The following is a 25,482-nucleotide window of genomic DNA, read 5'->3' as shown; positions in this document are numbered from 1 at the left end:
GTTCCTTCTGAAACAATCAGAAGGCATTGTTACAGTGACAGTTTTTCGCAGTTTTCGCCGTACCGCTCTGGCTGCTCTGCTGACTGGCAGCATGTTCACCCCGCTTCATGCGGCAGACGTTCCCGACACCATTCCCGCCTGGCTGAGCGATATCAATGGCGCTCAGGCGATGGCCTGGGTGAAGCAGCAGAACGACCGTACTCTGCGCCTTCTGGGGCATGGTCCGCTTTATCAGAGCTTGTATGCGACGTCCCTGAAACTGCTTCAGACGCATGACCGCCTCGCTTCTCCCATCCAGGTCGATGGGATGATCTACAATTTCTGGCGTGATGACCGGCATCTGCGGGGTGTCCTGCGCCGGACGACGCCGGATTCCTACGCGACCGATCATCCGGAATGGACCGTCGCGCTGGATCTGGATGCGCTGGCGACTAAGGAAAAGCGCAACTGGGTTTATGGCGGGGTGGACTGCCTGCACAGCCAGCAGAATCTTTGCCTGCTCCATCTTTCCGATGGTGGTGAAGACGCGAAGACCGTTCGGGAATTCGACCTGCGAACCGGAAAATTCGTTGAAGGCGGGTTCAATCTTCCGCATGCCAAGCAGGATTCAAGCTGGCTGGACCGCGACACGCTTCTGGTCAGCTATCCCTGGACGTCTGCTGATGTAACGGAATCCTCCTATCCCTACATCGTCAAGCTTCTCAAGCGCGGACAGTCCCTCGATCAGGCGCAGACGGTCTTCACCGGCAACCGAAAAGACGTCGAAGTCGGACCGGAAGTGCTGCACGACGGCGCAGGGCATCAGGTCACGCTGATCCGCGAAGGTCTGGATGCGTTTTCGTCGAAGCTGTTCCTGTATCGGGACGGTCAGGTGACGCAGGTTGCCATTCCCCTGAAGGCGGATGTCGCCGGGTTGTTCAATGGCCGTCTGGTAGTTCAACTCAAGGAAGACTGGAAAGTCGGGGCGCAGTCCTTCCCTCAGGGGAGCGTGGTGCTGGTTGATCCGGCTGCGGCAACGGTCGCGCCTCAGCTTCTGGTGGCGCCGACAGGTCGTCAGATGATCGAGGGTGCCTCCACGAGCCACGGCCATCTGATTGTCACGCTGTACGACAATGTCCGTGGCAAGATTTCGATCTACACGCCGACAGGAGCCGCCTTCACGCACCGGGATCTGCCTCTGCCGGAGAACATGTCGGTCGATCTGGCCAGCGTCGATGAGGACAGCCCAGTGGCTTACGCTGTTTCGAGCGGGTTTCTGAGTCCGACCGCGCTCTGGGAGATCAACAGCGATACGGCTTCGGTTCAGAAGCTGCATACTCTGCCAGCGCAGTTCGATGCCTCGAACATGGCGGTGGAACAGCAGGAGGTCCGCTCAAAGGACGGCACCAGCATCCCGTATTTCATTGTCCATCGTCGGGATATGACGCTGGATGGAACCAACCCGACGCTGCTTTATGCCTATGGCGGGTTTGAAGTCCCGCTTTTCCCGTTCTATTCGGCCGGGATCGGCAATAACTGGCTGTCACGCGGCGGGGTCTATGTTCTGGCGAATATCCGTGGTGGTGGAGAGTTCGGCCCGGCATGGCACGATGCGGGTCTCAAGACCAATCGCCAGCGGATCTATGACGATTTCGCGGCGGTGGCGAAGGATCTGATGGACCGGAAAGTGACGTCGCCTCAGCATCTGGCGATTCAGGGGGGCTCCAATGGTGGTCTGCTGATGGGTGTTGAGTTCACGCAGCATCCGGATTTCTGGAAGGCGGTCGATATCGAAGTGCCGCTGCTGGACATGATGAACTACGAACACATGTCGGCTGGTGCGTCGTGGGTCGGGGAATATGGAACGGTTTCCATCCCAGAGCAGAAGGCGTTCCTGCGCGGCATTTCGCCGCTGCAGAACCTCAGGCCCGACGTGAAATACCCCGTGCCGTTCATCGAGACGACCACGAAGGATGATCGTGTCGGTCCCGTTCATGCGCGGCGTTTTGCCTGGCGGATGAGCGAACTCAAACTGCCCTATTATTACTGGGAGCAGGTTGCGGGCGGACATGGCTTTGGGGCCAGCCAGAAGGAAATCGCCCAGACGCAGGCACTCAGCTATGCTTATCTGTGGTCCGAACTGGGCCGGACGAAATAAGCTTCCGCATCATGCGGACATGAAAAAAGGGCGCTCTGTAGAGCGCCCTTTTTTGTGCCGGGAGTCTGTGTTTGAAGAACGGGATTAACCGTGACGACGGCTGCGGTCCAGCAGGCACCAACCGCCGATCAGGACGGCGCCGATGAGCGGGATAGAACCGATCGTGATGGTGCCGTCCGGGTAATCGAAGGCCATCATGACCAGAACGAAGCCCAGAAAACCAAGGGTTGCCCATGTTGTGTAAGGGGCGCCCGGCATATTGAAACCCGTCGGCATGATGTCCCCGCGATTGATCGCGGCCCGCAGACGGAGCTGGCACAGCAGGATGAAGCCCCACGTGCTGATGATGCCCAGCGCCGAAAAGTTCAGGACGATTTCAAACACACGGGCCGGGATGAGATAGTTCAGCATCACACCCACCAGATACACACCCAACGTGGTGAGAATGCCGACATAGGGGACAGAGCTTTTGTTCAGCTTGCTCAGGGCTCTGGGGCCGGACCCACCGAGAGACAGCGCACGCAGCACACGTCCTGTGGAATACAGGCCGGAATTGAGGCTGGAGAGGGCAGCAGTCAGCACCACGATGTTCATGATGGTGCCGATGCCAGGGATGCCAAGTGCCTGAAAGAACGTGACGAACGGACTGGTGCCGGCATGATATTCGGTCCAGGGCAGCAGGCAGACCAGCAAGACAACCGAGCCCACATAAAACAGCCCAATCCGCCAGATCACACTGTTGACGGCGCGCGGAAGGATTTCACGGGCGTCCTCACACTCACCTGCGGCTGTACCCAGCAATTCGATACCGGAATAGGCGAACACTACCCCCTGAAGCAGCATGAGAGCCGAAAACAGCCCGTGCGGGAAAATGCCACCATTCTCTGTAATAAGATGAAAGCCAGTGGTGTGCCCCGCGACCGGCATGCGCGTGCCGAGAATGAGAGCGCCTGCGGCCAGGAACAGCGCCAGCGCTATGACCTTGATGAGTGAGAACCAGAATTCCATTTCTCCGAAATAGCGCACGCCGATCATGTTCATGGTGCCGACGATCGCCAGCGCCACAAGCGCGAAAACCCATTGCGGTACCGGCAGGAAAACCGCCCAGTAATGCATATAGAGAGCGACGGCGGTAATATCGACGATCCCTGTCATGGCCCAGTTCAGAAAGGACAGCCAGCCCGCCATATAGGCCGCACGCTCTCCCAGAAACTCGCGCGCATAGGTCACGAAACTGCCGCTGGTCGGGCGATACATGACAAGCTCGCCTAGGGCACGCAGGATCAGGAACGAAAAAACGCCGCAGACTGCATAGATGATGGCAAGGGATGGGCCAGCCATCTGAAGGCGTGAGCCTGCCCCAAGGAACAGACCCGTACCGATGGCACCTCCGATGGCGATCATCTGGACATGACGGCGCCCAAGGTCCTTGTGATAGCCTTCCTCGCTGATGGCCCCTGTACGATGGGTCGGGGTGTGATCGGGGACCGGGCTTGTCGTCATCTGCGCGTCCTGAGAAGTCGTCGGGGAAGGTAGCGGTGAAGCTGAAAGGGTCTGACGAGAGGCGAAGGCCGGGTGGGCCTACGCTTCATGCGCGGCAGCTATGTGTCTCATGCATGGGAACATAGGCGAAAGTCGCCGGGTTGCCAACGCGGATTGCTGGCACAGGTGAAACTGAGCTGCTGATTGTGCTTTCAATGCCCAGGCGGAACGGCCATACAAGCCATTCCTTGTCCGGAAAGAATTGAGCAGGCCTCGGCGGCTCCCACGCGGCTGATTCCCGTCAAGCGCGCGCGCCAGACCGTGGTGCCGTGACTCGGCGTCGGATGAACTTCGATTCGGGCAGACTGAAGTGGTGCAAAGGCGGCCTGACGCGCCATTGTGGCGGCAAACTTTGCCTGCCCGATACTGCCAAATGCCCCCACCTGAATGGCCCAGGGCCCATAGCTTCCCGGCCGGTGATAGCCGACAACCATTGTGGTCGATTCCGTAGGCTGAACCGGGAGCATATGCGGCGTTGGTATGGCAGGAGGCGCAGGAAGAGGCCGGGACGTGGCTGTTGCAGAAGGCGGGGGAAGCTGTGACTCGCCAACGGGTTGAACCGCGCAGGGCACGTCCGGGTCGTAGGCGTCGTCCGGATTGCAGGGCACGGCACTGGGCGCGGCGATCGGTCCTGTAATCGGTGTCTGTGCCGCAGCACTCGTGACATGACGGCTGGCCCAGACCTGCCCAACACTGCGCGATGCCGTCATGACGGGTGCAGGAGCGGTCCGTGCCGTTGGCAGTCCGGCATAAGAGCCTCCAGACTGGGATGCGTTTAGCTGATCGGCGCTGGCATAGGCGGCCAGGGGGCCTGTCAGGGCAATCTGCGTACCTAGATGGGGTGTGATGCTTGCAACGTAGTTGACGGTTTCGTTGGGAAGTTGACGTCCTTCGGAGAGATACTCCTCAAGTCGCTGTGGACCGGCGTTGTAGGCTGCCAGAAAGGCTGGGGCACCGTATTTCCGGGCGAGAATGCTGATATAGCCGGTTCCTGCCATGATGTTGTCATGAGGTTCATAAGGGTCCGATCTCAAACCGTAGCGCGAGCGCATGTCGGCGTAGGTCTGTGGCATGAGCTGCATCAGCCCCATCGCGCCGGAATGGGAGGTGATCGGGCGCCCGTCCAGAAACTGGTGGCCGCCCGATTCCTGATGGATGACGGCGCGGATCCAGTCCTGCGGAATCGAGAAGCGGCTGGCAGCTTGCAGGATGTAGGGCCGCCAAGGGTCTCCTGCCGGACCCGGTGCGCGGTAGGCCCCGCTTGAAGAATAATAACGGTTGTAAGGAGAACGCTGGGACGCGCAGCCCGCAAGGGTCACGAGGCTCAGAATTATGGTTCCCGTCTGAAGGAAGACTCGCCTTTTCCTGAGCATCATAAACCCACTGTTAATCTTTTACGCAGATGATGAGCGCTGTCCGAAAGAGAAGGCAGACGAACGGTGACGACGGAGACTCCGGAAAACGAAACCCCGGTCAAGAAGGGGGGTAAGCGCAAGATCATCATCCTTGCAGTGCTGGCGTGCCTGCTTCTGGCTGGTGGTGGAGCCTTTGCATGGAAGCATTTTCATCACGCGGCAACCCCGCTCGCCAAGACTGTGGCCCAGCCCGTGAAATGGACGACCATCACCATCCCGACCATTCTCTCCAATCTCGACGCCGGGTCGGATCGGACGCGATACGTCCGTATTGGTGCACGGCTTGAGGTCGAGGATGGCAAGAATGCTGAAAATGTCGCCGCTTTGATGCCGCAGATTCAGGATGCCTTTCAGACCTGTCTGCATGGGATGCAGCCCTCGGAACTTTCCGGAAGCGGCATCTACCGTTTGCGGGAAACAATGCTGGCACAGATCACCAATATCGTGGCGCCTCTTCGGGTCAGGGATCTCTTTTTCGTAGAGGTGCTGGTGCAGTGAGCGACGACCAGCGGTCCGATACAACTTTTGCTGATCAGCATGACGAGATGCCTGTCGCTGCCTTTCCGCTTGCCGGAAACAGCATGGCAGCTTTTGACGGGGGCAACGATCAGGTTCTCAGTCAGGCTGAAATTGACAGCTTCTTTGGGAAGGACAATGCAGTCAACGGTCCTTCGAGCAGTAGCGGCATCGAACGCGTGGTCAGCACATCGGGCGTATCGTCCGAGCGCCTGCCCATGCTCGAAGTGGTTTTTGACCGTTTTACGCGGATACTGACTACGAGCCTGCGCAACTTCACCAGCGACAATGTCGAAGCATCAATGGATCGGCTGGGCTCCCAACGTTTTGGAGATTATCTCGAAAACGTTCCTGGACAGGCCATGTTTGCGGTCTTCAAGGCAGAAGAATGGGACAATTACGGCATTCTCGTACTGAGTTCCTCGTTGATCTACAGCATCGTCGATGCACTCCTTGGGGGCCATGTCCGCAGCGACAGCCCAACGCCTCCCCGACAAACGGGTCGGCATCATACAGCTATTGAGCGTGCTCTGGTTGAGCCTATGGTCAGGATTATTCTCGATGATCTGGAAACCAGCTTCAGTCCGCTCTGTGCCGTCAATTTTCATTTCGAACGGCTCGAAATGAACTCACGTTTTGCGATGATCTGTCGTGCCGGAAACGGTGTGATTACAGCACGGTTCGGCATTGATATGGAAGGTCGAGGAGGAGACGTGGATGTTGTGTTGCCGCACGCCACGCTCGAGCCAGTTCGGGATATTCTTCTTCAGCAGTTCATGGGAGAGAAATTCGGCCATGACGGAATGTGGGAAAGCCATCTGGCGCAGGAACTCTGGCAAACTGATCTGACTCTTGATGCCGTTTTGGAAGAGCAGACCGTGAATTTGAGAGACATCATGAATCTCTCTCCCGGAGATCAACTCGTTCTGCGTCGAAAACCCGAAACCCTCGTCACTCTGCGTTGCGGTGAACATGCTCTTTTTAAAGGGCGTGTTGGGCGAAAACAGGGGCAGGTCGCCGTCAAAATTGAAGAAGTCCTCAACCAGAAACCCGGCACGGATCGTGCCACATCCTATAGCTGATCGGAGCATATTTTATGGACGGATTTCAGCTTGGGATTGAGATTGCCCTTTCAGTGCTGCTTCTGGTGACTATTTTTTACAGCCTGTATCTGGGGCGGGCTTTGTCTGTGCTGCGACGTGATCGTGGGCAGCTCGATGCTCTGATTTCCAGCCTTCAGTCCAGTAGTGCACAGGCTCAATCTGGCATTGATCATCTGCGTCAGACCACGGAACTCGTAGGGCGTGCTTTGGGTAAGACAGTTGAGTCCGGCAAAAGCCTGAAGCGGGATCTGGCCATGCTGTGTGACCGATCAGAGACCCTCGCTCAGCAGTTGGAATCGCTCCTGCCTGCGGGACGTGTTGCAGTGAAAGCATCCCCTCTGACTGAGGAACGATCTGAGGAATCTTCCTTCCGTTCAGCCCTCCGTCTGAAGCCGGATGAAGTCCGAACAATGAAGCCCAGTGGCAGCAAAAGTGCGGCGGAGCGTGAACTCCTGCGAGCGCTTCGTCAGAAGCAGGGATAATCAGGTATGTTTTTCCGTATTCTGCATCTTGCCTGCGGTCTGATGATAGTTCTTCTCGGCGTTAAGATTTACGCGATTGCGGGCGATCTTATGGGCGACACGGATAGCACGTCCTCTGCTCTGGCCACTGTTGCCATGGCTCAACCTCAACCTGTCGCCCCTCAACAGGTTCAGCCGCCTAAACCTGTTGAGGTCACGACATCACCGACTGGAACGATTGCGAAGGCCAATGATCTGTGTGCCAAAGGGGGATGTAAGGGGGAAGCACCTGCAAATCAGCCTTCTTTGGCCCAGCCTGCGGATCCCGCGCTCGCGGATCAACTCGCCGCACGCGAAAAAGAGCTGGATCGCAGGGATGCAGCTCTGAACGATCGTCAACGTCTTGTTGATGCTGCGGAAGAGGAACTCCAGCGCCGCATGACCGCGCTGGAAAATTCCCGGACTGCCCTTGAGAGCAGCGAGCAGCACACGGACCAGTTGCGGAATGATGATGCAGACCGGCTCGTCAAGATCTATCAGGCGATGCGGCCGGAGGATGCTGCCGCGATCTTCAATATTCTGGACCTGCGTGTCGGCGTGGCATTGCTCAACAGGATGAACCCGCGCAAGGCTTCAGCCATCATGGAAGCGATGTCGCCTCAACGTGCCATTCTCGCGACGCAGCTTCTTGCGAATTCCCATGCACGTCCCGCTGCTCGAATTGGCGGTAACGGATGAAAAAGGTGATTCTGGCCGCAGTTCTGGGCTTCTCTTCGCTTGGAGCATCTGTTGCCGCGCCGATCAGAGCGACCAGTATAAAATCCGGACCAGAGAAAGGCCATGTCGGATCTGCAACAGATGACAAGCTGCTACCGGCGGGATGGTTGTTTCTGAACGATCCTGCACCTCTTTTCCCCCACCCGGAAAAAGCTGTACAGGAAAAACGGATTTCGACCGGTTCCGCTCCGATGTCCGAAACTCGGCCTCAGATTGTCAATGCGCCTCCCGCAGCCTCCATGCAGGCCCCCGACGCAACCGGGCTCTGGCTGCCGCTTGGGGAGTTGACGCCTGTCGTAGCTTTTCGGAACGGTCAGAATATCGTCCTCGTAGCGGCCGGACGACATGTTCTTGATACGGCAGGCCTATCTGGTGTTGGGCCTTTCACATCAGTCTCCAGCAGACTTCTCCCTGATGTAACGGTTATCACCATTGGAGTGTCTGATGATCGCGATCCGGTTCTGCGTCCAGTTGGGGCCGGGTGGACGGTTTCGATTGCTCCTGATGTGAAGCCTCAGGCCGATATGCTTCTGGGACAGGACGGAAACGCATTGACGTTCACCTCGCCTGTTCAGGACGGGGTGCTTCAGGTCGTGGCATTGGATGACCCGGCCTCGGGGCGGAGGCTTCTGCTGGGAATGACGCGATCAGGGCGTATCGAACAGCCCATGCGCCGTCAGGGAAGTGGGTTTGCGGTTCGGAGCAGCCTGATAGGTGTGGTGGTTGCTGCTGATTCTGATGACATCGAACTGCGCCAGACGGCAGGAAAACTGGTGCTGGATACGATGGGTCCGGGCAGTTTTCCCTTGATGGCGTCCAACCGGCTTCAGCCCTACGGCTCGTCTCTAAGTGGTGTCAGTTTGGGGGCAGGGACGCCAGAAGAACTGCGCGAGGCCCTGAGACGAAGTGTGAATGCCGCAGCTCTGGCTTCATCTGCCGATCGGTTTGAGGCGCGTATGCGGGTTGCGCAGGCAGCGGCTCGTGCAGGGAATGGGCCGCTGCTGGGGGAAGTTATGCAGGTGGCGTTGCAGGACTGGCCAGAAGGGGCGGAAAAGCCTGAAACGCGCCGACTGCAACAGATCTCGGCGGTGCTTAACCAGCGCGCAACTGCTTTCTGTCTAGCCGAAGATGGGGGCAGTACGCCTGAAGATCAGCTCTGGCGTGGGATGATGCGGATGTCCATGCCCTTCGCCAGCCGGGCTGGGCAGCTTGCGGCAGGGGCGGCAGCGGAAAGCGATCCTGCTCATACGGCGGACCTGATTGCGACGGGCCTGCCTGTTCTTCAGGCATATGCGGCTCCTCTGCGAGACCGTCTCCTGCCGTCTGCAACCCAATGGGTTGCGCGTTATGGTAATGAAAACGCGACGAAAATCCTTGAGCAGTTGCCAGAGGGGCCACAAGTGGCCCTGGCGAAAGCACTTCTGGCGGCGCGTCGGAATGCGCCAGATGCAGAGGAGAAGCTGAAGGCACTGTCGCATGAAACGTCGCCGCTGGTCTGGCCGGTGGCGAGGGAAGCGCTTCTTCGGCAGGCGTTGGATAAGAAAACTCTGTCCCCGCAGGCTGTCGCCGATCAGGTTGACGGTATCCTGCCGGCGCTGCGGATTGCGGGTCGGGAAAAGGATGCCCGACTTTTACAGATTGAGGCGCTGATGAACGGGGGTAATCTTGCAAGTGCTGCGACAGCGATTCAGGAATGGGGCCGCCTTTATCCTGACGATATAGCCAAAGTGGAACCGCAGAAGACGGATATTATCCGGCGGATGGCCCAGGCTGCCTCCTCTGGTGGGAGGCAGAATATAAATGAAGTCGCGTTTCTAAAGGATGCGCTGACCAGAGCGTCGGATGATGCACCGTTACAGCGGGATATCCTCGAGGGTCTGGCGCGTCGTTATGAGGCTATGGGGCTGCCGGATCAGGAACGGAACGCACTGCGAAAGCTTGCGGACATCCAGAGTGGGGCGCAGGGCATGGCTGTTCGGATCCGGCTGGCAAAGCTGGAACTCGATATGGGAGATACCAAGGCGGCGAAGCAGGATCTTTCGGCATTTGTTGAAGGTTCTCCTGATGCCGCGCTGGCGCTGCCGGGAGGCAGCAGCAGTCAGTCCGTGGAAGTCGCGCTTCTGCGTGCGCAGATTGCACTTGCCGATCATCGTGCGGACGAGGCGGCGGGAGAGCTTGCGACCATCCGGGATCCGCGGGCCTGGACGCTGCGGGCCCAGATTGCTGAAAAAGCCGGGGAATGGTCGCGGGCGGTAGAGGCGCTGACGCCAATGCTGGATGCTTGGCCGGGGAATGGAGAGGCGGCCAAGGCGCCACTCTCTCCGGACCAGCAGGCTCTCATTCTTCGGATTGGTGGAGATGCATCAAGAGCGCAGGATCAGCAGACGCTCAGAAATCTGCAGACCCGGTTTGGCTCGTCGATGAAAGGAACACAGTCTGAAGGTGTTTTCAGGTTGTTGACGGGAAGCAAGGACGCCACTGCGACGCCGCCTGTTTCTGCCGGTGGTTAGTGTCTGTTCAGGAAGGGCTGACGGGACGATGTCCTTCGAGGAAAACCCTGATGCCGTAAGCCATGAATTCCTCGAGTTTTTCTTTTGAACGGCTTGGTTTGCAGTGTGTGAGGCGTCCCAGCGTGGGGCCGCCGAGGGTCATGCCGAAAAGGAGGTCCGAGGCTTCTGTAATGTCGGGAATATCCAACTTGCCCGCTGCGGACTGAATGGTCATCCAGTGCTGGATTGGCAGAACACGCCCCGAAAGCTGGAACAAATCTGCGACGAGTTGCCGCACTGCGGGATTGCGGCTCGTTTCTGTAATGACGGAGCGCAGAAGGCTCAGACGTTCATCACAGAACATGCAGGCAGCAATACTGGTCATCAGGCCCAGAAGCTGTTTTTCCATGGAGTCCGTGGGTACCGGCGTGTAGTTTATAGGAGCGAACAGCCGCTCGAGGATCAGCGTCTCGAACAGAACCTGTTTGGAGTCGAAAAACTGATAGAGAGTCTTTTTGGACATTCCAGAGCAGGACGCGATGCTGTCCATCGACGCGGCATGATAACCATGCGTGATCAGGACCGAGCTGGCTGCGTCGAGAATCCGGTTACGTCTTTCCGCTTCGTCGAGCTGTGCTGGGCGGCCACAGCAGGACTGTTTCCGGTCTTCGGACTGGCTGCTCGACTGACTGGGCAAGATGAACTCCGATATTATTTCGCAGACCGAATTGACGTCTGTCAAAGAAACCCGCTAGTTTCCGTTCTCGTGGGAAACTAGCGGGTTTCTGTATCACAGGATAGCGGCCGTATCATGCCTTCTTTTCAGAAAATCTCTTTGAATTGTTCTGCCGCCCTGTCTCCGGTCGGTTCGTGGGGTGGGAGGGGCAGTTTTCTGGTGCCACTTCTGGCCCTCCCGTTGCTGGTGGCAGGATGTCAGAAGAAAACACCCCCTCCCCAGATGCCGCCGCAGCCTGTTGATGTGGTCACACTGAAGACGCAGCCAGTCACGCTTGAGACGTCCCTGCCGGGGCGGACGGATGCCTATGAACAGGCGCAGATCCGCCCGCAGGTGAATGGTGTGATTGTCTCGCGTGATTTCGAGCAGGGTGCAGACGTCAAGGCTGGGCAACAGCTTTTCCAGATCTATATCGCGCCGTATCAGGCCGCTTACGATCAGGCGAAAGCACAGCTTCTGAACGCACAGGCCGTGGCAGCGCGGGCGAACGGGCAGCTCAAGCGGTATCGTCCGCTGGTGGCGGCTCATGCCGTGAGTTCGCAGGATTTTGACAATACGCTGGCAACGGCGCGTGAGGCTGAAGCACAGGTAGCGCAGGCGAAGGCTGCGCTGGAAGCGGCAGCCGTCAATCTGAATTACACCCATGTTCGTGCGCCCATCAGCGGTCGCATTGGTCGCACGCTCTATACAGCCGGTGCGCTTCTGACGGCAGGGCAGACCCAGCCGGTTGCGGTTGTGACGCGGCTGGACCCGATTTACGTAGACGTCAATCTGGCAGCCACCGACATGCTGCGTCTGAAGCGTGAGCTGGCAGATGGGCAGCTTGAACGGAATGGCACGGATGCGGCAGCGGTTGGCCTGAAGCTGGAAGATAACTCCGAATATCCGATGCGCGGCAAGCTCCAGCTTTCCGAAGTCACGGTGGACCCGGCGACCGGAACGCTCGTCATGCGGGCCGTCTTCCCGAACCCCGATCATCTGCTGCTGCCGGGCATGTTTGTGAATGCCCATATTGAGGAAGGCATTGATCCGCACGGTCTGCTGGTGCCGCAGGTTGCGGTTGCGCGGGATGCCAAGGGCAATCCCTTTGTCATGGTCGTGGATGGCGAAAACAAGGTCAGTCAGCGTTCCATTCAGGTCCTGCGGACGGTTGGCGAGTCCTGGCTGGTTTCGGATGGGCTGAAGGAAGGCGAGAAGGTAATCGTGAGCGGCCTGCAGAAAGTGCAGCCGGGGGCGAAGGTGACCCCTCATGAAGCGCCTCCCGCAGCTCCTGCCGGAAAGGCGGAGTAACCCCGCATGTCATTGTCCCGCTTTTTCATTGACCGACCCATCTTTGCGTGGGTGATCGGTCTGATCATCATGCTCGTCGGTGCCGTGGCGATCATGCGCATGCCGATCGCGCAGTATCCAAATATCGCACCGCCGCAGATCGCCATTTCCGTCATGTATCCGGGCGCATCTGCTGAGACGGTGAACAACACGGTTGTTCGTCCGATCCTTCAGCAGATGTATGGTCTGGATCATCTCGAATACCTGTCGGCCTCGTCGTATGCGAGCGGACAGATGGAGATCGACCTGACGTTCGAGCAGGGCACGAACCCTGACATCGCGCAGGTTCAGGTCCAGAACAAGCTTCAGCTGGCGCAGCCGCGTCTGCCGGCGGAAGTGACGATGCAGGGTCTGAGCATCACGAAGGCTACCAAGAACTTCATGATGGTCGTGGCCTTCATTTCCGAAGACGGCAGCATGTCCGGTCAGGATATCTCGGACTATGTTGCGTCCAACATTTCTGACCCGCTGTCCCGTGTTTCGGGCGTTGGCGATCATACGCTGTTCGGTTCCGAATACGCGATGCGCGTCTGGCTCGACCCGTCCAAGCTGTATAATTTTGGCCTGACGGTCGGGGATGTCCAGTCCGCCATTCAGGCGCAGAACATTCAGGTTTCGTCGGGTGAGCTTGGCGGTCTGCCAGCCAAGAAGGGCATCGGGTTTGATGCCACGATCATCGGTCCGACACGTCTGAGTACACCTGACCAGTTCAAAGAAATTCTGCTCAAGGTGCAGCAGGATGGCAGTCAGGTGCGTCTGAAGGATGTGGCGCGGGTTGAGCTTGGGGCGCAGAGCTATGCGCTGGGCTCGTCTTATAACAACCATCCTGCGGCTGCGATGGCGCTCAAACTGGCGCCGGGCGCAAACCAGCTCAGGACCGAGGCTGCCGTCCGTTCGCGTCTGAACGAACTGAGCCGCTATTTTCCGCAGGGTCTGAAGCTCGTCTATCCGCTGGATACCGAGCCATTCATTACGCTTTCCATCCATGAAGTGGTTGAGACGCTGATCGAGGCGATTGTCCTCGTGTTCATCGTCATGCTGATCTTCCTCCAGAACTTCCGGGCGACGCTGATCCCGACGATTGCGGTGCCGGTGGTGCTGCTGGGAACATTCGGGCTGATGTCCATCATGGGCTACAGCATCAACACGCTGACCATGCTGGCCATGGTGTTGGCCGTTGGTCTGCTGGTCGATGACGCGATCGTGGTGGTCGAGAACGTCGAACGTGTGATGACGGACAAGGGGCTGTCTCCCAAAGAAGCGGCCCGCGTCTCCATGGACGAGATTTCGGGCGCGCTTGTGGGCATCGTGCTGGTGCTGACGGCGGTGTTCCTGCCGATGGCGGCCTTTGGCGGCTCGACGGGTGTGATCTATCGCCAGTTCTCCATCACGATCGTCGCGGCCATGTGGCTGTCGGTCCTGGTGGCGATGGTTATGACTCCGGCCCTCTGTGCATCCATGCTCAAGCCGACGCACAAGGGGCATGATCGTGGGCCCGCGGCCTGGTTCAACCGGACGTTCGATCGCATGACGAACGGCTATATCGGTGGCGTGAAGTGGCTGATCCGTGTGCCGGTCGTCAGCATGATCGGGTTCGCCCTGCTGACCGCGCTCGTCGGGTTCCTGTTCATGCGCGTGCCGGGCGGGTTCCTGCCCGACGAAGATCAGGGGATCATCTTCGGACAGGTCACGATGCGCAACGGGGCGACCGAAGCGCAGACGGCGGCCGTCAACCGCAAGATTACCGACTACGTTCTCAAAACCTACGGTCCGTATGTTGAATCCGTCTTCACCATGACGGGCTTCAGCTTCGCAGGTCAGGGACAGAGTGCGGGTGCGTTCTTTATCCGGATGAAACCCTGGGACCAGCGTCCGGGCTCTGCGCACACCACCATGACCGTGTCGCGCGAGATCATGATGCATTTCTGGATGGACCCGGAAGCGCAGATCTTCGCCGTCAATCCGCCTGCCGTGATGGAACTGGGCAATGCGACCGGCTTTGATCTGGAGCTGGAAGATACCGGACATCTGGGCCATGAAGCCCTGCTGGCCGCGCGAAACCAGATCCTGAGTGAAGCAGCAAAGAACCCGCTTCTGATGGCTGTTCGTCCCTTGGGTATGGACGACGCGCCGCAGTTCAAGCTCGATATTGATCGTGAGCGCGCCAATGCTTTCGGTCTGACGAATGCAGATATCAACACGACGATCGAAGGGGCGCTGGGCTCCATCTACGTCAACCAGTTCATGCGCAATGACCGTGTCAAGCAGGTCTATATCCAGGGTGAAGACTGGGCGCGCATGACGCCGGAGGATCTGAACCGCTGGTATGTCCGCAATGCGATGGGGACGATGGTGCCGTTCAATGCCTTCGCCTCAGGACACTGGGTCAACGGGCCGCAGAAGGTCGAGGACTATAACGGTCTGAACTCCTACGAAATCCAAGGCCAGCCGGCCGTGGGCGCAAGTTCGGGTCAGGCCATGACGGAAATGGAGAAGCTTCTGGCCAAGCTGCCGCGCGGCATTGGTTATGAGTGGACGGGTCTGTCGTTCGAGCAGCTTGCGTCGGGTGGATCGACCGGACCGCTTTATGCTCTGGCCGTCGTGGTCATTATGTTCTGTCTGGCGGCGCTTTATGAGAGCTGGGCGATTCCGTTTGCGGTGCTGCTCGTGCTTCCGCTCGGTGTGCTGGGTGCCATCGCATCGACGCTGGGGCGTGGGCTGGCCAACGATGTCTATTTCCAGGTTGGACTGCTCACGACGGTTGGTCTGTCGGTGAAGAACGCGATCCTGATCGTGGAATTCGCCAAGGCCTTCTTCGAAAACGGCGAATCTCTGGAAGATTCGGTTCTGGAAGCCGGGCGTGAGCGTCTGCGTCCGATCCTCATGACGTCCATCGCCTTCGTCTGCGGCGTGTTTCCGCTGGCGATCGCAACCGGCGCCGGATCTGCGGCGCGTGTGGCGATCGGCACGTGTGTCGTGGGCGGTATGCTGTCGGCAACGCTGCTGGCAGTCTATTTCGTACCGGTCTTCTTCGTGGTGGTGCTGCGTCTGTTCCGGGTCAGCCGGATCAAGGACCGCAAGGACCCGTATGCCCATCTGGACAACAAGGCGGCACCCGTCGCCGAAGGGGAGCACGGCGCATGAAGGCCCGTCTCGGACTGACTTCCGGATTTGCCGGAATGCTGATGCTCTCAGCCTGTAACATGGCGCCGGTTTACCACCGGCCCACGCAGGCCATCCAGAACAGCTATCCCGCAGATACGGCATCCAAGAACACGCACGCAGTTCAGGCGGCATCCAACCTCGGATGGGAGGATTTCTTCACTGATCCGCGGTTGAAAGCGCTCGTAACACTGGCGTTGAAAAACAACCGTGACATCGCTGCGCAGCTTGATGCTGTGGGCGTGGCGCGCGGTCAGTATGAGATCCAGAATGCATCGCTGTTCCCGATCATCTCGGCCGGCGGGCAGGGGATGTTCATGGCGCCATCCGACACGGCAGGTTTCTCGTTTGCGCCTGGCGTTGGCGAGCATATCTCGACCCTGCGTCTGTATCAGACGTCGATCGGGTTCTCGTCTTACGAAATCGATCTGTGGGGCCGCATCCGCAACCTGACGCGTCAGCAAAAGGAAACGGTGCTGAACAACGTCGAGAACGCGCGGAACGTCCTCATCACGACGGTCTCGCAGATCGGGACGACCTACATCCAGTGGCTGGCTGATCGCGAGCAGCTTCGGGTGACGCGTGCCACGTTGACGTCAGAACGCGATACACTGCGTCTGACACAGCTTTCCTATGACAATGGCGAAACGGATGCGCTGACACTGGCGCAGGTCAAGACGCAGGTCGAGCAGGCCTCCGCCAATGAGGCGCAATATACGCGTGCTCTCGCGGATGACGAGCATGCGCTTCAGCTTCTCGTCGGCTCGCCGTTGCCGTCGACTTTGCCGGAGCCGGCGCCTTTCGGGTCGCAGACCATGATTGCGGATCTGCCGGAAGGTCTGCCTTCGGATCTGCTGGAGCAGCGGCCGGACGTCCGTGCGGCAGAGCATACTCTGCTGGGGGCCAATGCAAATGTGGGTGCAGCGCGCGCGGCGTTCTTCCCCCGCTTTACGCTGACGGCTTCGGAGGGCACCAGTTCGCTTCAGTTCCGCAAGCTGTTCACACCGGGCGCCGAAACCTGGAGCATCTCCCCGTCCATCAGCGTTCCGTTGCTGACCTGGGGCCAGAGCGAAGGGAACCTGATGATGGCCAAGGCGCAGTCCCGTCAGAATGCGGCACAGTATGAAAAGACCGTACAGTCGGCCTTCCGTGAAGTTTCGGATGCGTTGACGGCACGGGAAACCTATACGACCCAGCAGCGCCACATGGACGAGCTGGTGGCGCAGTCGCAGCAGGCGTTCGATCTGGCCAACATGCGCTACAAGGCGGGCATCGACAGCTATCTGACGACCCTGACGCAGCAGCGCACCCTCTATCAGGCACAGCAGAACGACATCATGGTCAAGGCCGCGCGGTTCCAGAATATTGTGACATTGTATCGCGCGCTCGGTGGTGGGTGGAGCCAGAAGACGGTTTCGCCTAAGGTGCCCGCACAAACGCACTGACCGGAGAGCATCATGCGCAGGTTGATTGTTCCAGTACTGGCCGTTCTTGCTGTTTCAGGCGCGGCTCTTGGTACGGCCGTGGCGCAGGATGCGGATGATGGCCCCAAGAAGCCAAACATGCACGACCTGTATCACAACTCGTCGCTGCCCAAGAGCCATGCCGATTTCAGCCGCTATCGGTATCGCCCGCCCGGGGACAAGGTGATCGAGCAGCCGGATGCTTTCCGGCTGCTGTTCCAGACGAAGGACGGTCAGCCGGACGGTTATGCCGAACGGCGGGGAACATCGGTTTTCTACTACGACCGCTACGGCAAGCTGCGTCAGATCCAGCCTCTGCCGGAGGATGAACCGATCGACTGAATGCTCTCCTGATAAAAGCCGCTCTGAAAATTCAGAGCGGCTTTTTTTTATGGTGATTCAGGGTTGAGGGCTGGATGCCGCCCCGGCAGAAATTTCGGGTTTCCAGAGCCGGTATCCGTTTGCCGCCAGCACAACAAAACCGGCATAAAGCACGGCTGTCGGATAAAGGCCGCGGCTGATGAATAAAGCGACATAGGCGCTGTCTACCACGATCCATAGCAGCCAGGTTTCACGATAGCGCATGGTATCCCAGTACTGGGCGAGAATGCTGCAAGCCGTGAGGGTGGCGTCCGTGATGGGTGTGGGATCGTTGGTGAAGCGAGCAAGAACGAACGCCCAGACAGCACTTCCCGTTGCGCCGCAGAGCAGCCCCTTCAGAAGCGTGGGGCGTGTCGGACGGCGGACGTGGATGCGGCCATCCGGTTTCGCCATCTGGCGCCAGTGCTGCCAGCCGTAGATGACATACAGACAGAATGCGATCTGAAGTCCGGCATCGGCGTAAAGCCGGGCCTGAAGGAAGATCCACGAATAAAGCCCTGCCGCGGCCAGAGACACGGGCCAGCAGATCATGCTGCGCCGCGATGTCAGCCAGACGGCGAGTGCGCTGAGGACGGCGCCCAGAATTTCGATCAGGGACATGGCGCTGTCTGGAGATTATGCGTCAGCCAGCGCAGGAATTGCTGTCCCGCGGGAGACGAGAACCAGTGGGCGTGGCCCAGCAGATAGTCCGTATAGGCGGCTTTCACTCCGGCTCTGTCATGGACCAGTGTCTCGTAATAGGCGACTTCGGACAGGGCATATTCGACGTGAACGAGCGGCAGGAAAAGGGGCACCAGACGGCGTTCTTCCCTCGAAAGGGCGTAGTGTGTCAGATAGCCGGACAAGAAGGCTTCGAGGCGGTCAAGACTGACAGGGCAGTCGTTTTCGGGTTCCAGCCATGCGATGGCGGTGCGCTCGATGGCGACAGCGAGATCGTAGGCGGCGCAGGTGCGGTCCGACATGCCGAAATCAAGAATGCCGCAGACCTGCGCTTCCGGTCCGGTGCTGTCCCAGAACAGGTTTGACGGGTGCCAGTCGCCATGTCCCCAGCGCGGCTTAATTGTGCCGAGATACGGCTTCAGTCGTTCATGGAAGGGCAGGAGGGCCTGCGGGATATCGTTGCGCCAGGAATGATAGGTCAGCGCTTCGGCCAGTCCTGCCTGATGGGGGATCCAGCGGTCCAGCCCAGTCATCAGGTCGGAAGATGTGATGACTTCGAATGTAGAGAGAAGCGGACGGCAGGAAGGACGCGCGGGGGCGTTGAAGCTTCTGGAGGCCTCATGAAGCTGGCCCAGACGCAGGCCGCCGGAAAAAGCATGTCGGGGGTTGTGGAACGGTTCCCAGGACTGCACGGTTTCGTAAAGATCATGGCCGGGCATGATGGAAAAGACTTCGTAGGCCGATCCATTCAGATCAAGTGCGGCATCCCCGGTCTTTGTACGCCATGTCTGACCGACCGGAATACCCTGTTCAGCCAGATGTGTGATGAAGCGGTGTTCTTCCGCAAGTGCTGTCGCATCGCGCAGACAATGATCGTGGCGTTTGAGGAAAACCCTGCTGCCATCCTCCAGCAGGACGACCCCTGTGGAGGAAAAGGGTCGTCTTCCGTGCCACACGACCTGCCGGGCTGGAGAGGGAAGCGGAAAACGGGACAGGACATCGCGGGCTTCGGTATCAGACAGCGCAGGCCAGTCTCTTCTATTCTCGGGGCCGTTGACGCCGAACTGTCCGGAAGCCTCCGCCATGCTCAGAACCCCGTCGAAGCAGTGAACAGGGCCGCAAACCCGCCGCCGATAAAGTAGCTTGGCGCACTTCCGGCAATGGTGGTGCCATACACGCCGGTCGTGTCTTTCGCATTCATGGTCGGGCTGGCCACGCCGGAAAGGTAGTGTTCGTTCGTGATGTTGATGAAGTTCATCCGCAGGGTTGGCTGATGCAGATGGATATGGTCCGAAAAGCGGTAGCCGATGGCGAGATCGCCAGTCGTATGATCTGAGACGCGCTCGTCATTCGTGAAAGTCGCATACTGGTGGCCAGTGTAATGCAGTGTGGCGACGCCGAAGATGTGTCCGTCATCATAGCTCAGTCCAGCCGCGGCCTGAAGGGTCGGGCTGCGGACAGCGATGCGGCCACGGGTGCGCAGCAGGTCGCCGCCTGACATCAGGTCGTTGTCGATCGTGGCATGCAGGTACTCGCCCGAGACATAGGGACTGAAATGGTGCCAGGGACGCAGCCCGATTTCCACGTCCACCCCGCGTGAGGTCTGGCCACCCGCGTTCATCGTCGTGCTGACAATGGAGCCGTTCTGGACGGCCTGCGTGGAAATCTGGCGGTTGGTGAAATTGTAGTTGAACAGTGTCAGGCTGCCGATGATCCAGCGTCCCGTGCGGCGGTATCCCAGTTCTTCGGAAATGGAATATTCGTTCCGGACGTCAGCCGATCCGGTTCCGTACATTTCGCCCGAAGAGGGGTCATAGGTGTTGTACAGCGCACTCTGGGCCGGGGCACGGAAGTTGGTTGTGGCGTTAAAGAAGATCTGGTTTTCCGCATCAATACGCCAGCGCACGCCAAGGCGGGGCAGGGGCTCCATGCTGTTGGAGCCGACATGATACTGCGGGCCCGGCATGCTGTTCGTGCCATCGCGGCTCATCATGACGGCCTTGAACCCGAGGTCGATGGCCAGATGGTCATGCAGCAGGGACATGTGGTCGCCGACGAACAGCGCGTTCGTCTGGGAAATGGTGTGAAAGCTGCCGCCCAGAAGTCGCTCACCGTTGGACAGGCGGATCACGTCGCGGCCATTCTGCGCCCAGATGTCCGGGGCATAGCCATTGGTCTGAACCGCCGTGAAGGGCTGTTGTTCGTTGTCGTCACCGTAATCGTACCAGTACCCTAGAACGAAATCGTTCCAGCTGGTTTTGTAGTGCAGCGCACTGGTAAAGCCGGAGCGGTAGCTGCGCTGGGTGTAATCCGCGCGGACCACACCTACGCCGTCCTGCGCGCCGGGGAGGTGCAGCGTGTCGGGCAAAGCCTGTGTGCCCTGATAAAGTCCGGTTTCGGACAGCGTGCTCCCACCGGGCCAGTTGCCATAGGCAAGCTGCGCATAGGGTGTGACGTCGAGAGTCAGATGGTCGGTTAGCGTTAGATGAACCGGCGCTCCGCCGTAAAGCGTGCGCTCTCCGTCCCGCCACAGACGCCAGTAATTCGCCCCGTTTTCCGGATTGCTGCTGTCGTAATGGGCCAGACGATTATTTTGGCCTCTGATGCCGTCCGACTTCCATGTGCCCATGGTAGGCTCGGGGTACCAGCTCGTGATGGTTGTGTTGAAAGTGCCGATGAGGCTGGCGCGGTTGCCTTGGCCCCATTCCTTGAGGAATTTGAAATCGACATGCTGCTTTTCGTCGCGTCCCGGTCCGCGCCAGTTGTCGGTTGCGCCGTGGGAGTAGGAGACGAAGCCACGGATGCCGGTATGGGCGATGTCGCCGGTGTCGAGGCGGATGAATTCGCGGTTGGTGTTGTAGGAGCCGTAGGACACGCTGGCGTCGCCGCCCGCTTTTTTGGCCGGATCGCGGAATGTCAGGTTCATCAGGCCCCCGGCAGCGTTCAGGACCGGGCTGTCCAGATCGGCTGATCCCTGCGACAGGGCGATTTCCTGATAGTTCTCACTGTCTGCGAACTGGCTGGGCGTGCCGGAATAGGCGGCGACGTCGTTCAGCGGCATGCCTTCGAGCACATAACCGATGGCGCTGTTATCGAGCCCGCGGACGGTGATGTTCGTGTTGGGAGAAAATCCCATCGGATCGGACGAGGACACATTGGCGCCGGGCAGCATGGATGCGAGCTGAAAGGCCGTTGCCATGGGAGCCTGTTTGGAAATGAAATCCTGACTGACCGTACTGACGGATTTCACGCCGTCCTGCGGATGGATCAGCCCGCCTCCCGGCTGGTTGCCGGGCGCGCTGTCCGCAAGTCGATGAACGATAATATGCTCGGCGGTATTTTCGGGCGGGGCAGGGTGTTGTGCATTTGCGGCTGAAGGGGCGGCCACTGTGTGATGGGCTTGCGGTCTGGTCGTGTCAGCAGCCTGGGCGACGGACAGACAGACTGTGGTGCTGATCAGGGCGGGGAGAATGCCATGATACCGCAGGCGGGACGCAGCAGAGTCTCCGGGGTGTCTGTGGGCCATGATGGAAAACGCCTCGCCTGCAAGCAATGGGAATTCAGCGCTGACAGGAAAGGTTCAAGTTGCTGGCTGGCGGGTTCGTGAGACTGTATCCGGCAGGCAGCGACCACCATCCCTCCGCCAGTGTGAACTGGATCAGGTTCAATGGGTCACTGCGCCTTATGACGGACTTGCGCCATACCAGCAGAATCTCAGCCCTTTGCCAGGGCTCCCCACGGTGAAGCGTCAGAAATCCTCCGGGGGCAGAAAATTGTCAATATGAGCAGATTCTCTACGTGCAGTGCAGCTAGAATGTTGCAAACAATTTCGAGAGCATTCTTCATGCTTTATTAATAACGACATGTATAGTTTTCAGAAAAGCTCACGCCAGATTCTGAAGATAACGTGAGACCCAAGGTCAATGAAGGCGATCATGTTAAACTGGATTGAGAAAACCGCCTACGTCCGTCAGAAAATCAAGGTACTGTTTGCGCTTCTTGTCATGATTGTCATGGTACAATTCGTGATTGAGCAGTTTTGCGAGCATCTGTTCATTCATTATCGGCATGAACAGATGTTATCCCAGTGTCTGGGACTGCTGGTTCAGGTTGCGCTGACACTCCTGATTGGACGGTTCGCCATTCATGTGATTGCCGTACCGTTCGAGCAGATTACAGCGGCGACCGAAAAAGTTGCGAGCGGTGCCCTCAATATCACCATTCCGTGCCTTCACCACCGCGACTGTGCGGGGCGGTTGGCACGGTCCCTTCAGATGTTCCGGGAAAACAGCCAGAAGCAGTTGACGCTTCAGGAAAACTCGGCGGAAGAAGCGCGGGACGCGGTGCAGATCCAGAAGGAACTGTCCGGTCGTAGTGAGCGGATCCGCCGGGTGCAGGACGAGACAATCGGAACCATCTGCGCGGGACTGGAGATCGTGAAGGAAGGGGACCTGACCTTTACGTTTCGTGACGGTTTTCAGGACCGGTTTGAGGAATTTAGGCAGAACTTCAACACGCTGATCCAGATTTATAGAACGGCAATTGCCAAGATTTCCGATGCGACTTCCGTCATCGCCAATGGAACCTCTGAGATCGCGTCGGCCTCGACGGAACTGAGCGAGCGGACGGAGCGTCAGGCTATGACTTTGGCGCAGTCCGCCGCCTCTATTAACAGTATTACCCAGACGGTTGGGGAAACAGCGCGTTCTGCTGTGAGGGCGCGCGAAACAGCTCTTGAAACGCGGGGACAGACCGTCGTGGTGTCGGGCATCATGCATTCTGCCAACCGCGCTATGGGCGAGATCCGAACCTCCTCGCGGCAGGTCGAGAGCATTCTGGGCCTGATTGAGGAAATCGCGTTCCAGACCAATCTTCTGTCGCTGAATGCCGGGATCGAAGCGGCCCGCGCGGGAGAGGCCGGTCAGGGTTTTGATGTGGTGGCGAAGGAAATCCGGGCGCTTGCGCAGCGCTCGGCCAAATCGGCGCAAGATATCCGCAACATCATCACGTCTTCGGGCCGACAGGTGGAGGAAGGTGTCCAGCTTGTGGGAGATGCGGACCGCTCGATGAAGGTTATCAGCGAACATGTGGACGGGATTACGTCCCTGCTTGAAGATATTTCGCGTTCCACGACAGGGGAGGCAGAAAGCCTTGAGACGATCAACAAAGCCATCAACGAAATGGACCAGATGACGCAGCGCAATGCCGCGATGGTGGAAGAGGTTAATGTGGCCTGTCGGAATCTGAGCAACGAAGCGAAAGATCTTTTCGCCGAATTGTCCAAATTTCGTTTCAGTCCCGCACAATCCGTGGGCAGGCGAACGGGGTCCATGCCCTGCGAACTGGTTCCGGCAGCTTTCTGAGGCTTTTCAGGAAAGTGAAAGACGCATTTTCCTGACATGTCTCGACATCGGGGGCGATATTCCCGACACTGATGTCCATGTTTGTCCGTTCGCTCTTTCTTTCTGCGCTGAATGACAGGGGCTGCCCATGATGGGCGGGGCCTTCCGGTCTCTGGGGCGGCGGAATTACCGTGTCTGGGCCATGGGGGCGCTGGTTTCGAATGTCGGAACCTGGATGCAGATGACGACGCAGGACTGGCTGGTCCTGACAGAATTGACACGGCATGATGCAACCGCTGTCGGAATTGTTACAGCGCTTCAGCTTGCACCGCCGCTTCTGCTGATTTTCTGGACCGGAAAAATCGCTGACAGGGTGGAGAAGCATCGCTTTCTGCTTCTGACCCAAGCCGCTCTTGGCACACTGGCAATCGCGCTCGGGGCTTTGGTGGTGACGGGAATGGTCCGACTTTGGGAGGTGGATCTGTTCGCCTTCTTGAGCGGATGTGTGGCGGCGTTCGACAGTCCTGTCCGGCAGATTTTTGCCGGTGAACTGGTGGGCGAGGAAGACCTGCCGAATGCTGTGGCGCTCAATTCCGTGTCCTACAATGCAGGCCGCATGATCGGGCCCGCGGTGGCCGGATTTTGTATTGCGGAACTGGGTTCGGGATGGTCGTTCATCCTCAACGGTTTTTCGTTTTACGGTGTGCTGCTGTCTCTCCTGTCCCTGCGGACGCAGGATCTGCACCGCCTTTCGGCTCGAAAACCTGAAAACGCGCATCAGGAAAAGCAGGATCTGCTGTCGGGCCTGCGGTATGTCTGGAAGCGCGATGATCTGCGGACCATCCTGTTCATGCTATTTCTGCTCGGGGCCTTCGGGTTGAATTTCCCGATTTATATTTCGACCATGGCCGTCAGCGTCTTTCATGTCGGCGCGCATGGTTATGGGGTGCTCAATTCCGCCATGGCGGTCGGGACGATTACGGGTGCGTTGATTGCCGCCAGTCGTAAAACCATGAAGTTCTCGGCGCTGCCACAGGGGGCGATTGTGTTCAGTTTGGCCTGTCTGCTGGGAGCGTTCGCTCCGGGATACTGGGCCTTTGCGGTCACGCTGGTCATGGCGGGGATGGCCACTCTGACATTTACGGCGGTAAGCAACAGTTACATGCAGCTTGCGACGGACCCGGGCATGCGGGGGCGGGTGGTGTCGATCCGTTTTGCGGTTTTTGCGGGGTCTTCGCCACTGGGCGCGCCTCTGGTGGGAATGGTGGCCAACTCGCTTGGGCCGCGCTGGGCACTGGGTGTGGGGTCTTTGTCCGGGATTCTGGCGGCGGGGGTGGCGTTGCTTTACCTGCACCGTTCGCAGACGGAGAAAGAGACGTTGTCCTGATGAAGCGCAGGAACCGAATTGTGACCGGGTTGAGCGTCGGTGCGGTGCTTCCCGGCCTGTTTCTGTTCTGGATGGGATTCGTGGCGTTTCGGGGTGTGTCGGCTGTACCGGAGCGGTCTGAAATGGCGGTCGTTTTCGGAACGGCGGTGACTGCGAAAGGGCAGCCGCGTCCAGCGTTGCAGGAACGGTTGCAGGAAGGTCTGCGGCTATGGCGTGCCGGGCTTGTGCGAACGGTGATGGTGAGCGGCGCGATCGAAAGCGGCAATCGTCGCGATGAAGCCCGGATCATGGCGAACTGGCTGATGGATCGGGGCGCACCAGAAGCCGCCATCATTGTGGATTCACACGGGAACAACACCTGGCTGACGGCCCTGCATGTCGCGCGCCTGCATCCGCAGGGCGCGGTTGTGGTCACGCAGTGGTTTCATGTTCTGCGGGCGGAATGGGCGCTCGAACGGGCGGGCGTGTCGCCGGTTTCGGGTGCGGCGCCATTCCGGTTTCGGCCTGCGGAACTCTGGTATCTGTTTCGCGATTCCGTGGCGCTTCCGGTTTATGTTCTGACGAAAGCGCCGCCCGGCTGAC

At 58.8% G+C, this 25,482-nt stretch carries 19 protein-coding genes and 1 riboswitch; of the genes, 13 read left to right on the top strand and 6 right to left on the bottom strand.

The features are described 5' to 3' along the window. Positions 1–34: 34 nt before the first annotated feature. A complete protein-coding gene (locus tag ABDK74_RS07320; protein ID WP_346003311.1) occupies positions 35–2,137 on the top strand; it encodes a prolyl oligopeptidase family serine peptidase in 2,103 nt (700 codons plus the stop codon). Positions 2,138–2,221: 84 nt separating this feature from the next. On the opposite strand, the gene ABDK74_RS07315 is transcribed toward ABDK74_RS07320, so the two are convergent. Both ABDK74_RS07315 and ABDK74_RS07310 read right to left on the bottom strand, forming a co-directional pair. Beyond that, positions 2,222–3,640 carry an amino acid permease gene (locus ABDK74_RS07315; RefSeq protein ID WP_346003310.1) on the bottom strand — a complete coding sequence of 473 codons (1,419 nt, stop codon included), beginning with the start codon at positions 3,638–3,640 and terminating at the stop codon, positions 2,222–2,224. Between the two features lie 191 nt (positions 3,641–3,831). After that, positions 3,832–5,055, bottom strand: a complete 1,224-nt coding sequence (locus ABDK74_RS07310) for a transglycosylase SLT domain-containing protein (protein WP_346003309.1) — start codon at positions 5,053–5,055, stop codon at positions 3,832–3,834. 63 nt (positions 5,056–5,118) lie between these two features. On the opposite strand from ABDK74_RS07310, the gene ABDK74_RS07305 reads away from it, so the two are divergent. The 5 genes from ABDK74_RS07305 to ABDK74_RS07285 are packed head-to-tail and all read left to right on the top strand — an operon-like array spanning position 5,119 to position 10,461. Further along, a complete protein-coding gene (locus tag ABDK74_RS07305) occupies positions 5,119–5,592 on the top strand; it encodes a flagellar basal body-associated FliL family protein (protein ID WP_346003308.1) in 474 nt (157 codons plus the stop codon). A gap of 47 nt (positions 5,593–5,639) precedes the next feature. Beyond that, positions 5,640–6,692 (top strand): flagellar motor switch protein FliM, encoded by a 1,053-nt coding sequence (gene fliM / locus ABDK74_RS07300; protein ID WP_408874503.1) that lies wholly within the window; start codon positions 5,640–5,642, stop codon positions 6,690–6,692. A gap of 14 nt (positions 6,693–6,706) precedes the next feature. Further along, positions 6,707–7,195: a DUF6468 domain-containing protein gene (locus ABDK74_RS07295; protein WP_346003306.1), complete on the top strand. Its 489-nt coding sequence runs from the start codon at positions 6,707–6,709 to the stop codon at positions 7,193–7,195. A 6-nt stretch (positions 7,196–7,201) separates the two neighbouring features. Beyond that, complete coding sequence (locus ABDK74_RS07290; RefSeq protein ID WP_346003305.1) at positions 7,202–7,912, top strand: magnesium transporter MgtE N-terminal domain-containing protein; 711 nt, start codon at positions 7,202–7,204, stop codon at positions 7,910–7,912. After that, positions 7,909–10,461 (top strand): hypothetical protein, encoded by a 2,553-nt coding sequence (locus ABDK74_RS07285; protein ID WP_346003304.1) that lies wholly within the window; start codon positions 7,909–7,911, stop codon positions 10,459–10,461. The genes ABDK74_RS07290 and ABDK74_RS07285 overlap by 4 nt, the downstream gene beginning before the upstream one ends. Before the next feature lie 7 nt (positions 10,462–10,468). Here ABDK74_RS07285 and ABDK74_RS07280 read toward each other — a convergent pair whose 3' ends face one another. After that, the gene (locus tag ABDK74_RS07280) at positions 10,469–11,137 is read right to left on the bottom strand and encodes a TetR/AcrR family transcriptional regulator (RefSeq protein ID WP_346003303.1); all 669 of its coding nucleotides are present in this window, start codon (positions 11,135–11,137) and stop codon (positions 10,469–10,471) included. A 114-nt stretch (positions 11,138–11,251) separates the two neighbouring features. Between ABDK74_RS07280 and ABDK74_RS07275 the strand changes: the two genes are divergently transcribed. The 4 genes from ABDK74_RS07275 to ABDK74_RS07260 are packed head-to-tail and all read left to right on the top strand — an operon-like array spanning position 11,252 to position 17,472. Continuing rightward, entirely contained in the window at positions 11,252–12,466 is a 1,215-nt protein-coding gene (locus tag ABDK74_RS07275; RefSeq protein WP_346003302.1) for an efflux RND transporter periplasmic adaptor subunit, read from the top strand. 6 nt (positions 12,467–12,472) lie between these two features. Further along, positions 12,473–15,649 carry an efflux RND transporter permease subunit gene (locus ABDK74_RS07270; protein WP_346003301.1) on the top strand — a complete coding sequence of 1,059 codons (3,177 nt, stop codon included), beginning with the start codon at positions 12,473–12,475 and terminating at the stop codon, positions 15,647–15,649. Continuing rightward, positions 15,646–17,112, top strand: coding sequence for an efflux transporter outer membrane subunit (locus tag ABDK74_RS07265; protein ID WP_346003300.1), 1,467 nt, complete (start codon positions 15,646–15,648; stop codon positions 17,110–17,112). Before ABDK74_RS07270 ends, ABDK74_RS07265 begins: the two co-directional genes overlap by 4 nt. 12 nt (positions 17,113–17,124) lie before the next feature. After that, positions 17,125–17,472, top strand: coding sequence for a hypothetical protein (locus ABDK74_RS07260; protein ID WP_346003299.1), 348 nt, complete (start codon positions 17,125–17,127; stop codon positions 17,470–17,472). 57 nt (positions 17,473–17,529) lie between these two features. Here ABDK74_RS07260 and pnuC read toward each other — a convergent pair whose 3' ends face one another. Genes pnuC through ABDK74_RS07245 form a run of 3 tightly spaced genes read right to left on the bottom strand, consistent with a single transcriptional unit; the run spans position 17,530 to position 21,697 of the window. After that, a complete protein-coding gene (pnuC, locus tag ABDK74_RS07255; protein ID WP_346003298.1) occupies positions 17,530–18,111 on the bottom strand; it encodes a nicotinamide riboside transporter PnuC in 582 nt (193 codons plus the stop codon). Then, positions 18,102–19,256: a phosphotransferase gene (locus tag ABDK74_RS07250; protein ID WP_346003297.1), complete on the bottom strand. Its 1,155-nt coding sequence runs from the start codon at positions 19,254–19,256 to the stop codon at positions 18,102–18,104. The genes pnuC and ABDK74_RS07250 overlap by 10 nt, the downstream gene beginning before the upstream one ends. A 2-nt stretch (positions 19,257–19,258) precedes the next feature. Continuing rightward, positions 19,259–21,697: a TonB-dependent receptor domain-containing protein gene (locus tag ABDK74_RS07245; protein ID WP_346003296.1), complete on the bottom strand. Its 2,439-nt coding sequence runs from the start codon at positions 21,695–21,697 to the stop codon at positions 19,259–19,261. Between the two features lie 92 nt (positions 21,698–21,789). After that, a riboswitch (TPP riboswitch) is annotated at positions 21,790–21,919 on the bottom strand. A 175-nt stretch (positions 21,920–22,094) separates the two neighbouring features. Between ABDK74_RS07245 and ABDK74_RS07240 the strand changes: the two genes are divergently transcribed. The 3 genes from ABDK74_RS07240 (at position 22,095) to ABDK74_RS07230 (ending at position 25,481) form a co-directional block, all read left to right on the top strand. Continuing rightward, the gene (locus ABDK74_RS07240; RefSeq protein WP_346003295.1) at positions 22,095–23,534 is read left to right on the top strand and encodes a methyl-accepting chemotaxis protein; all 1,440 of its coding nucleotides are present in this window, start codon (positions 22,095–22,097) and stop codon (positions 23,532–23,534) included. A 127-nt stretch (positions 23,535–23,661) separates the two neighbouring features. After that, positions 23,662–24,900, top strand: coding sequence for an MFS transporter (locus tag ABDK74_RS07235; protein ID WP_346003294.1), 1,239 nt, complete (start codon positions 23,662–23,664; stop codon positions 24,898–24,900). After that, on the top strand, positions 24,900–25,481 hold the full coding sequence (locus ABDK74_RS07230) for a YdcF family protein (RefSeq protein WP_346003293.1): 582 nt from the start codon (positions 24,900–24,902) through the stop codon (positions 25,479–25,481). The genes ABDK74_RS07235 and ABDK74_RS07230 overlap by 1 nt, the downstream gene beginning before the upstream one ends. The last annotated feature ends 1 nt before the right edge of the window (position 25,482 follow it).

The organism is Gluconobacter sp. OJB (assembly GCF_039638275.1).
GTDB lineage: Bacteria > Pseudomonadota > Alphaproteobacteria > Acetobacterales > Acetobacteraceae > Gluconobacter > Gluconobacter cerevisiae.
Note: the sequence above shows the minus strand (reverse complement) of the source record. Positions and strands in the feature narration are given on the sequence as shown.

Excerpts from the sequence above, each read along its gene's own strand:
- ABDK74_RS07290 (WP_346003305.1), top strand. The coding sequence starts at position 7,202 with ATGTTTTTCCGTATTCTGCATCTTGCCTGCGGTCTGATGATAGTTCTT.
- ABDK74_RS07235 (WP_346003294.1), top strand. The coding sequence starts at position 23,662 with ATGATGGGCGGGGCCTTCCGGTCTCTGGGGCGGCGGAATTACCGTGTC.
- pnuC (WP_346003298.1), bottom strand. The coding sequence starts at position 18,111 with ATGTCCCTGATCGAAATTCTGGGCGCCGTCCTCAGCGCACTCGCCGTC.
- ABDK74_RS07315 (WP_346003310.1), bottom strand. The coding sequence starts at position 3,640 with ATGACGACAAGCCCGGTCCCCGATCACACCCCGACCCATCGTACAGGG.
- ABDK74_RS07265 (WP_346003300.1), top strand. The coding sequence starts at position 15,646 with ATGAAGGCCCGTCTCGGACTGACTTCCGGATTTGCCGGAATGCTGATG.
- ABDK74_RS07285 (WP_346003304.1), top strand. The coding sequence starts at position 7,909 with ATGAAAAAGGTGATTCTGGCCGCAGTTCTGGGCTTCTCTTCGCTTGGA.
- ABDK74_RS07240 (WP_346003295.1), top strand. The coding sequence starts at position 22,095 with ATGAAGGCGATCATGTTAAACTGGATTGAGAAAACCGCCTACGTCCGT.
- ABDK74_RS07245 (WP_346003296.1), bottom strand. The coding sequence starts at position 21,697 with ATGGCCCACAGACACCCCGGAGACTCTGCTGCGTCCCGCCTGCGGTAT.
- ABDK74_RS07295 (WP_346003306.1), top strand. The coding sequence starts at position 6,707 with ATGGACGGATTTCAGCTTGGGATTGAGATTGCCCTTTCAGTGCTGCTT.
- ABDK74_RS07260 (WP_346003299.1), top strand. The coding sequence starts at position 17,125 with ATGCGCAGGTTGATTGTTCCAGTACTGGCCGTTCTTGCTGTTTCAGGC.
- ABDK74_RS07275 (WP_346003302.1), top strand. The coding sequence starts at position 11,252 with ATGCCTTCTTTTCAGAAAATCTCTTTGAATTGTTCTGCCGCCCTGTCT.
- ABDK74_RS07250 (WP_346003297.1), bottom strand. The coding sequence starts at position 19,256 with ATGGCGGAGGCTTCCGGACAGTTCGGCGTCAACGGCCCCGAGAATAGA.
- ABDK74_RS07310 (WP_346003309.1), bottom strand. The coding sequence starts at position 5,055 with ATGATGCTCAGGAAAAGGCGAGTCTTCCTTCAGACGGGAACCATAATT.
- fliM (WP_408874503.1), top strand. The coding sequence starts at position 5,640 with ATGCCTGTCGCTGCCTTTCCGCTTGCCGGAAACAGCATGGCAGCTTTT.
- ABDK74_RS07230 (WP_346003293.1), top strand. The coding sequence starts at position 24,900 with ATGAAGCGCAGGAACCGAATTGTGACCGGGTTGAGCGTCGGTGCGGTG.
- ABDK74_RS07270 (WP_346003301.1), top strand. The coding sequence starts at position 12,473 with ATGTCATTGTCCCGCTTTTTCATTGACCGACCCATCTTTGCGTGGGTG.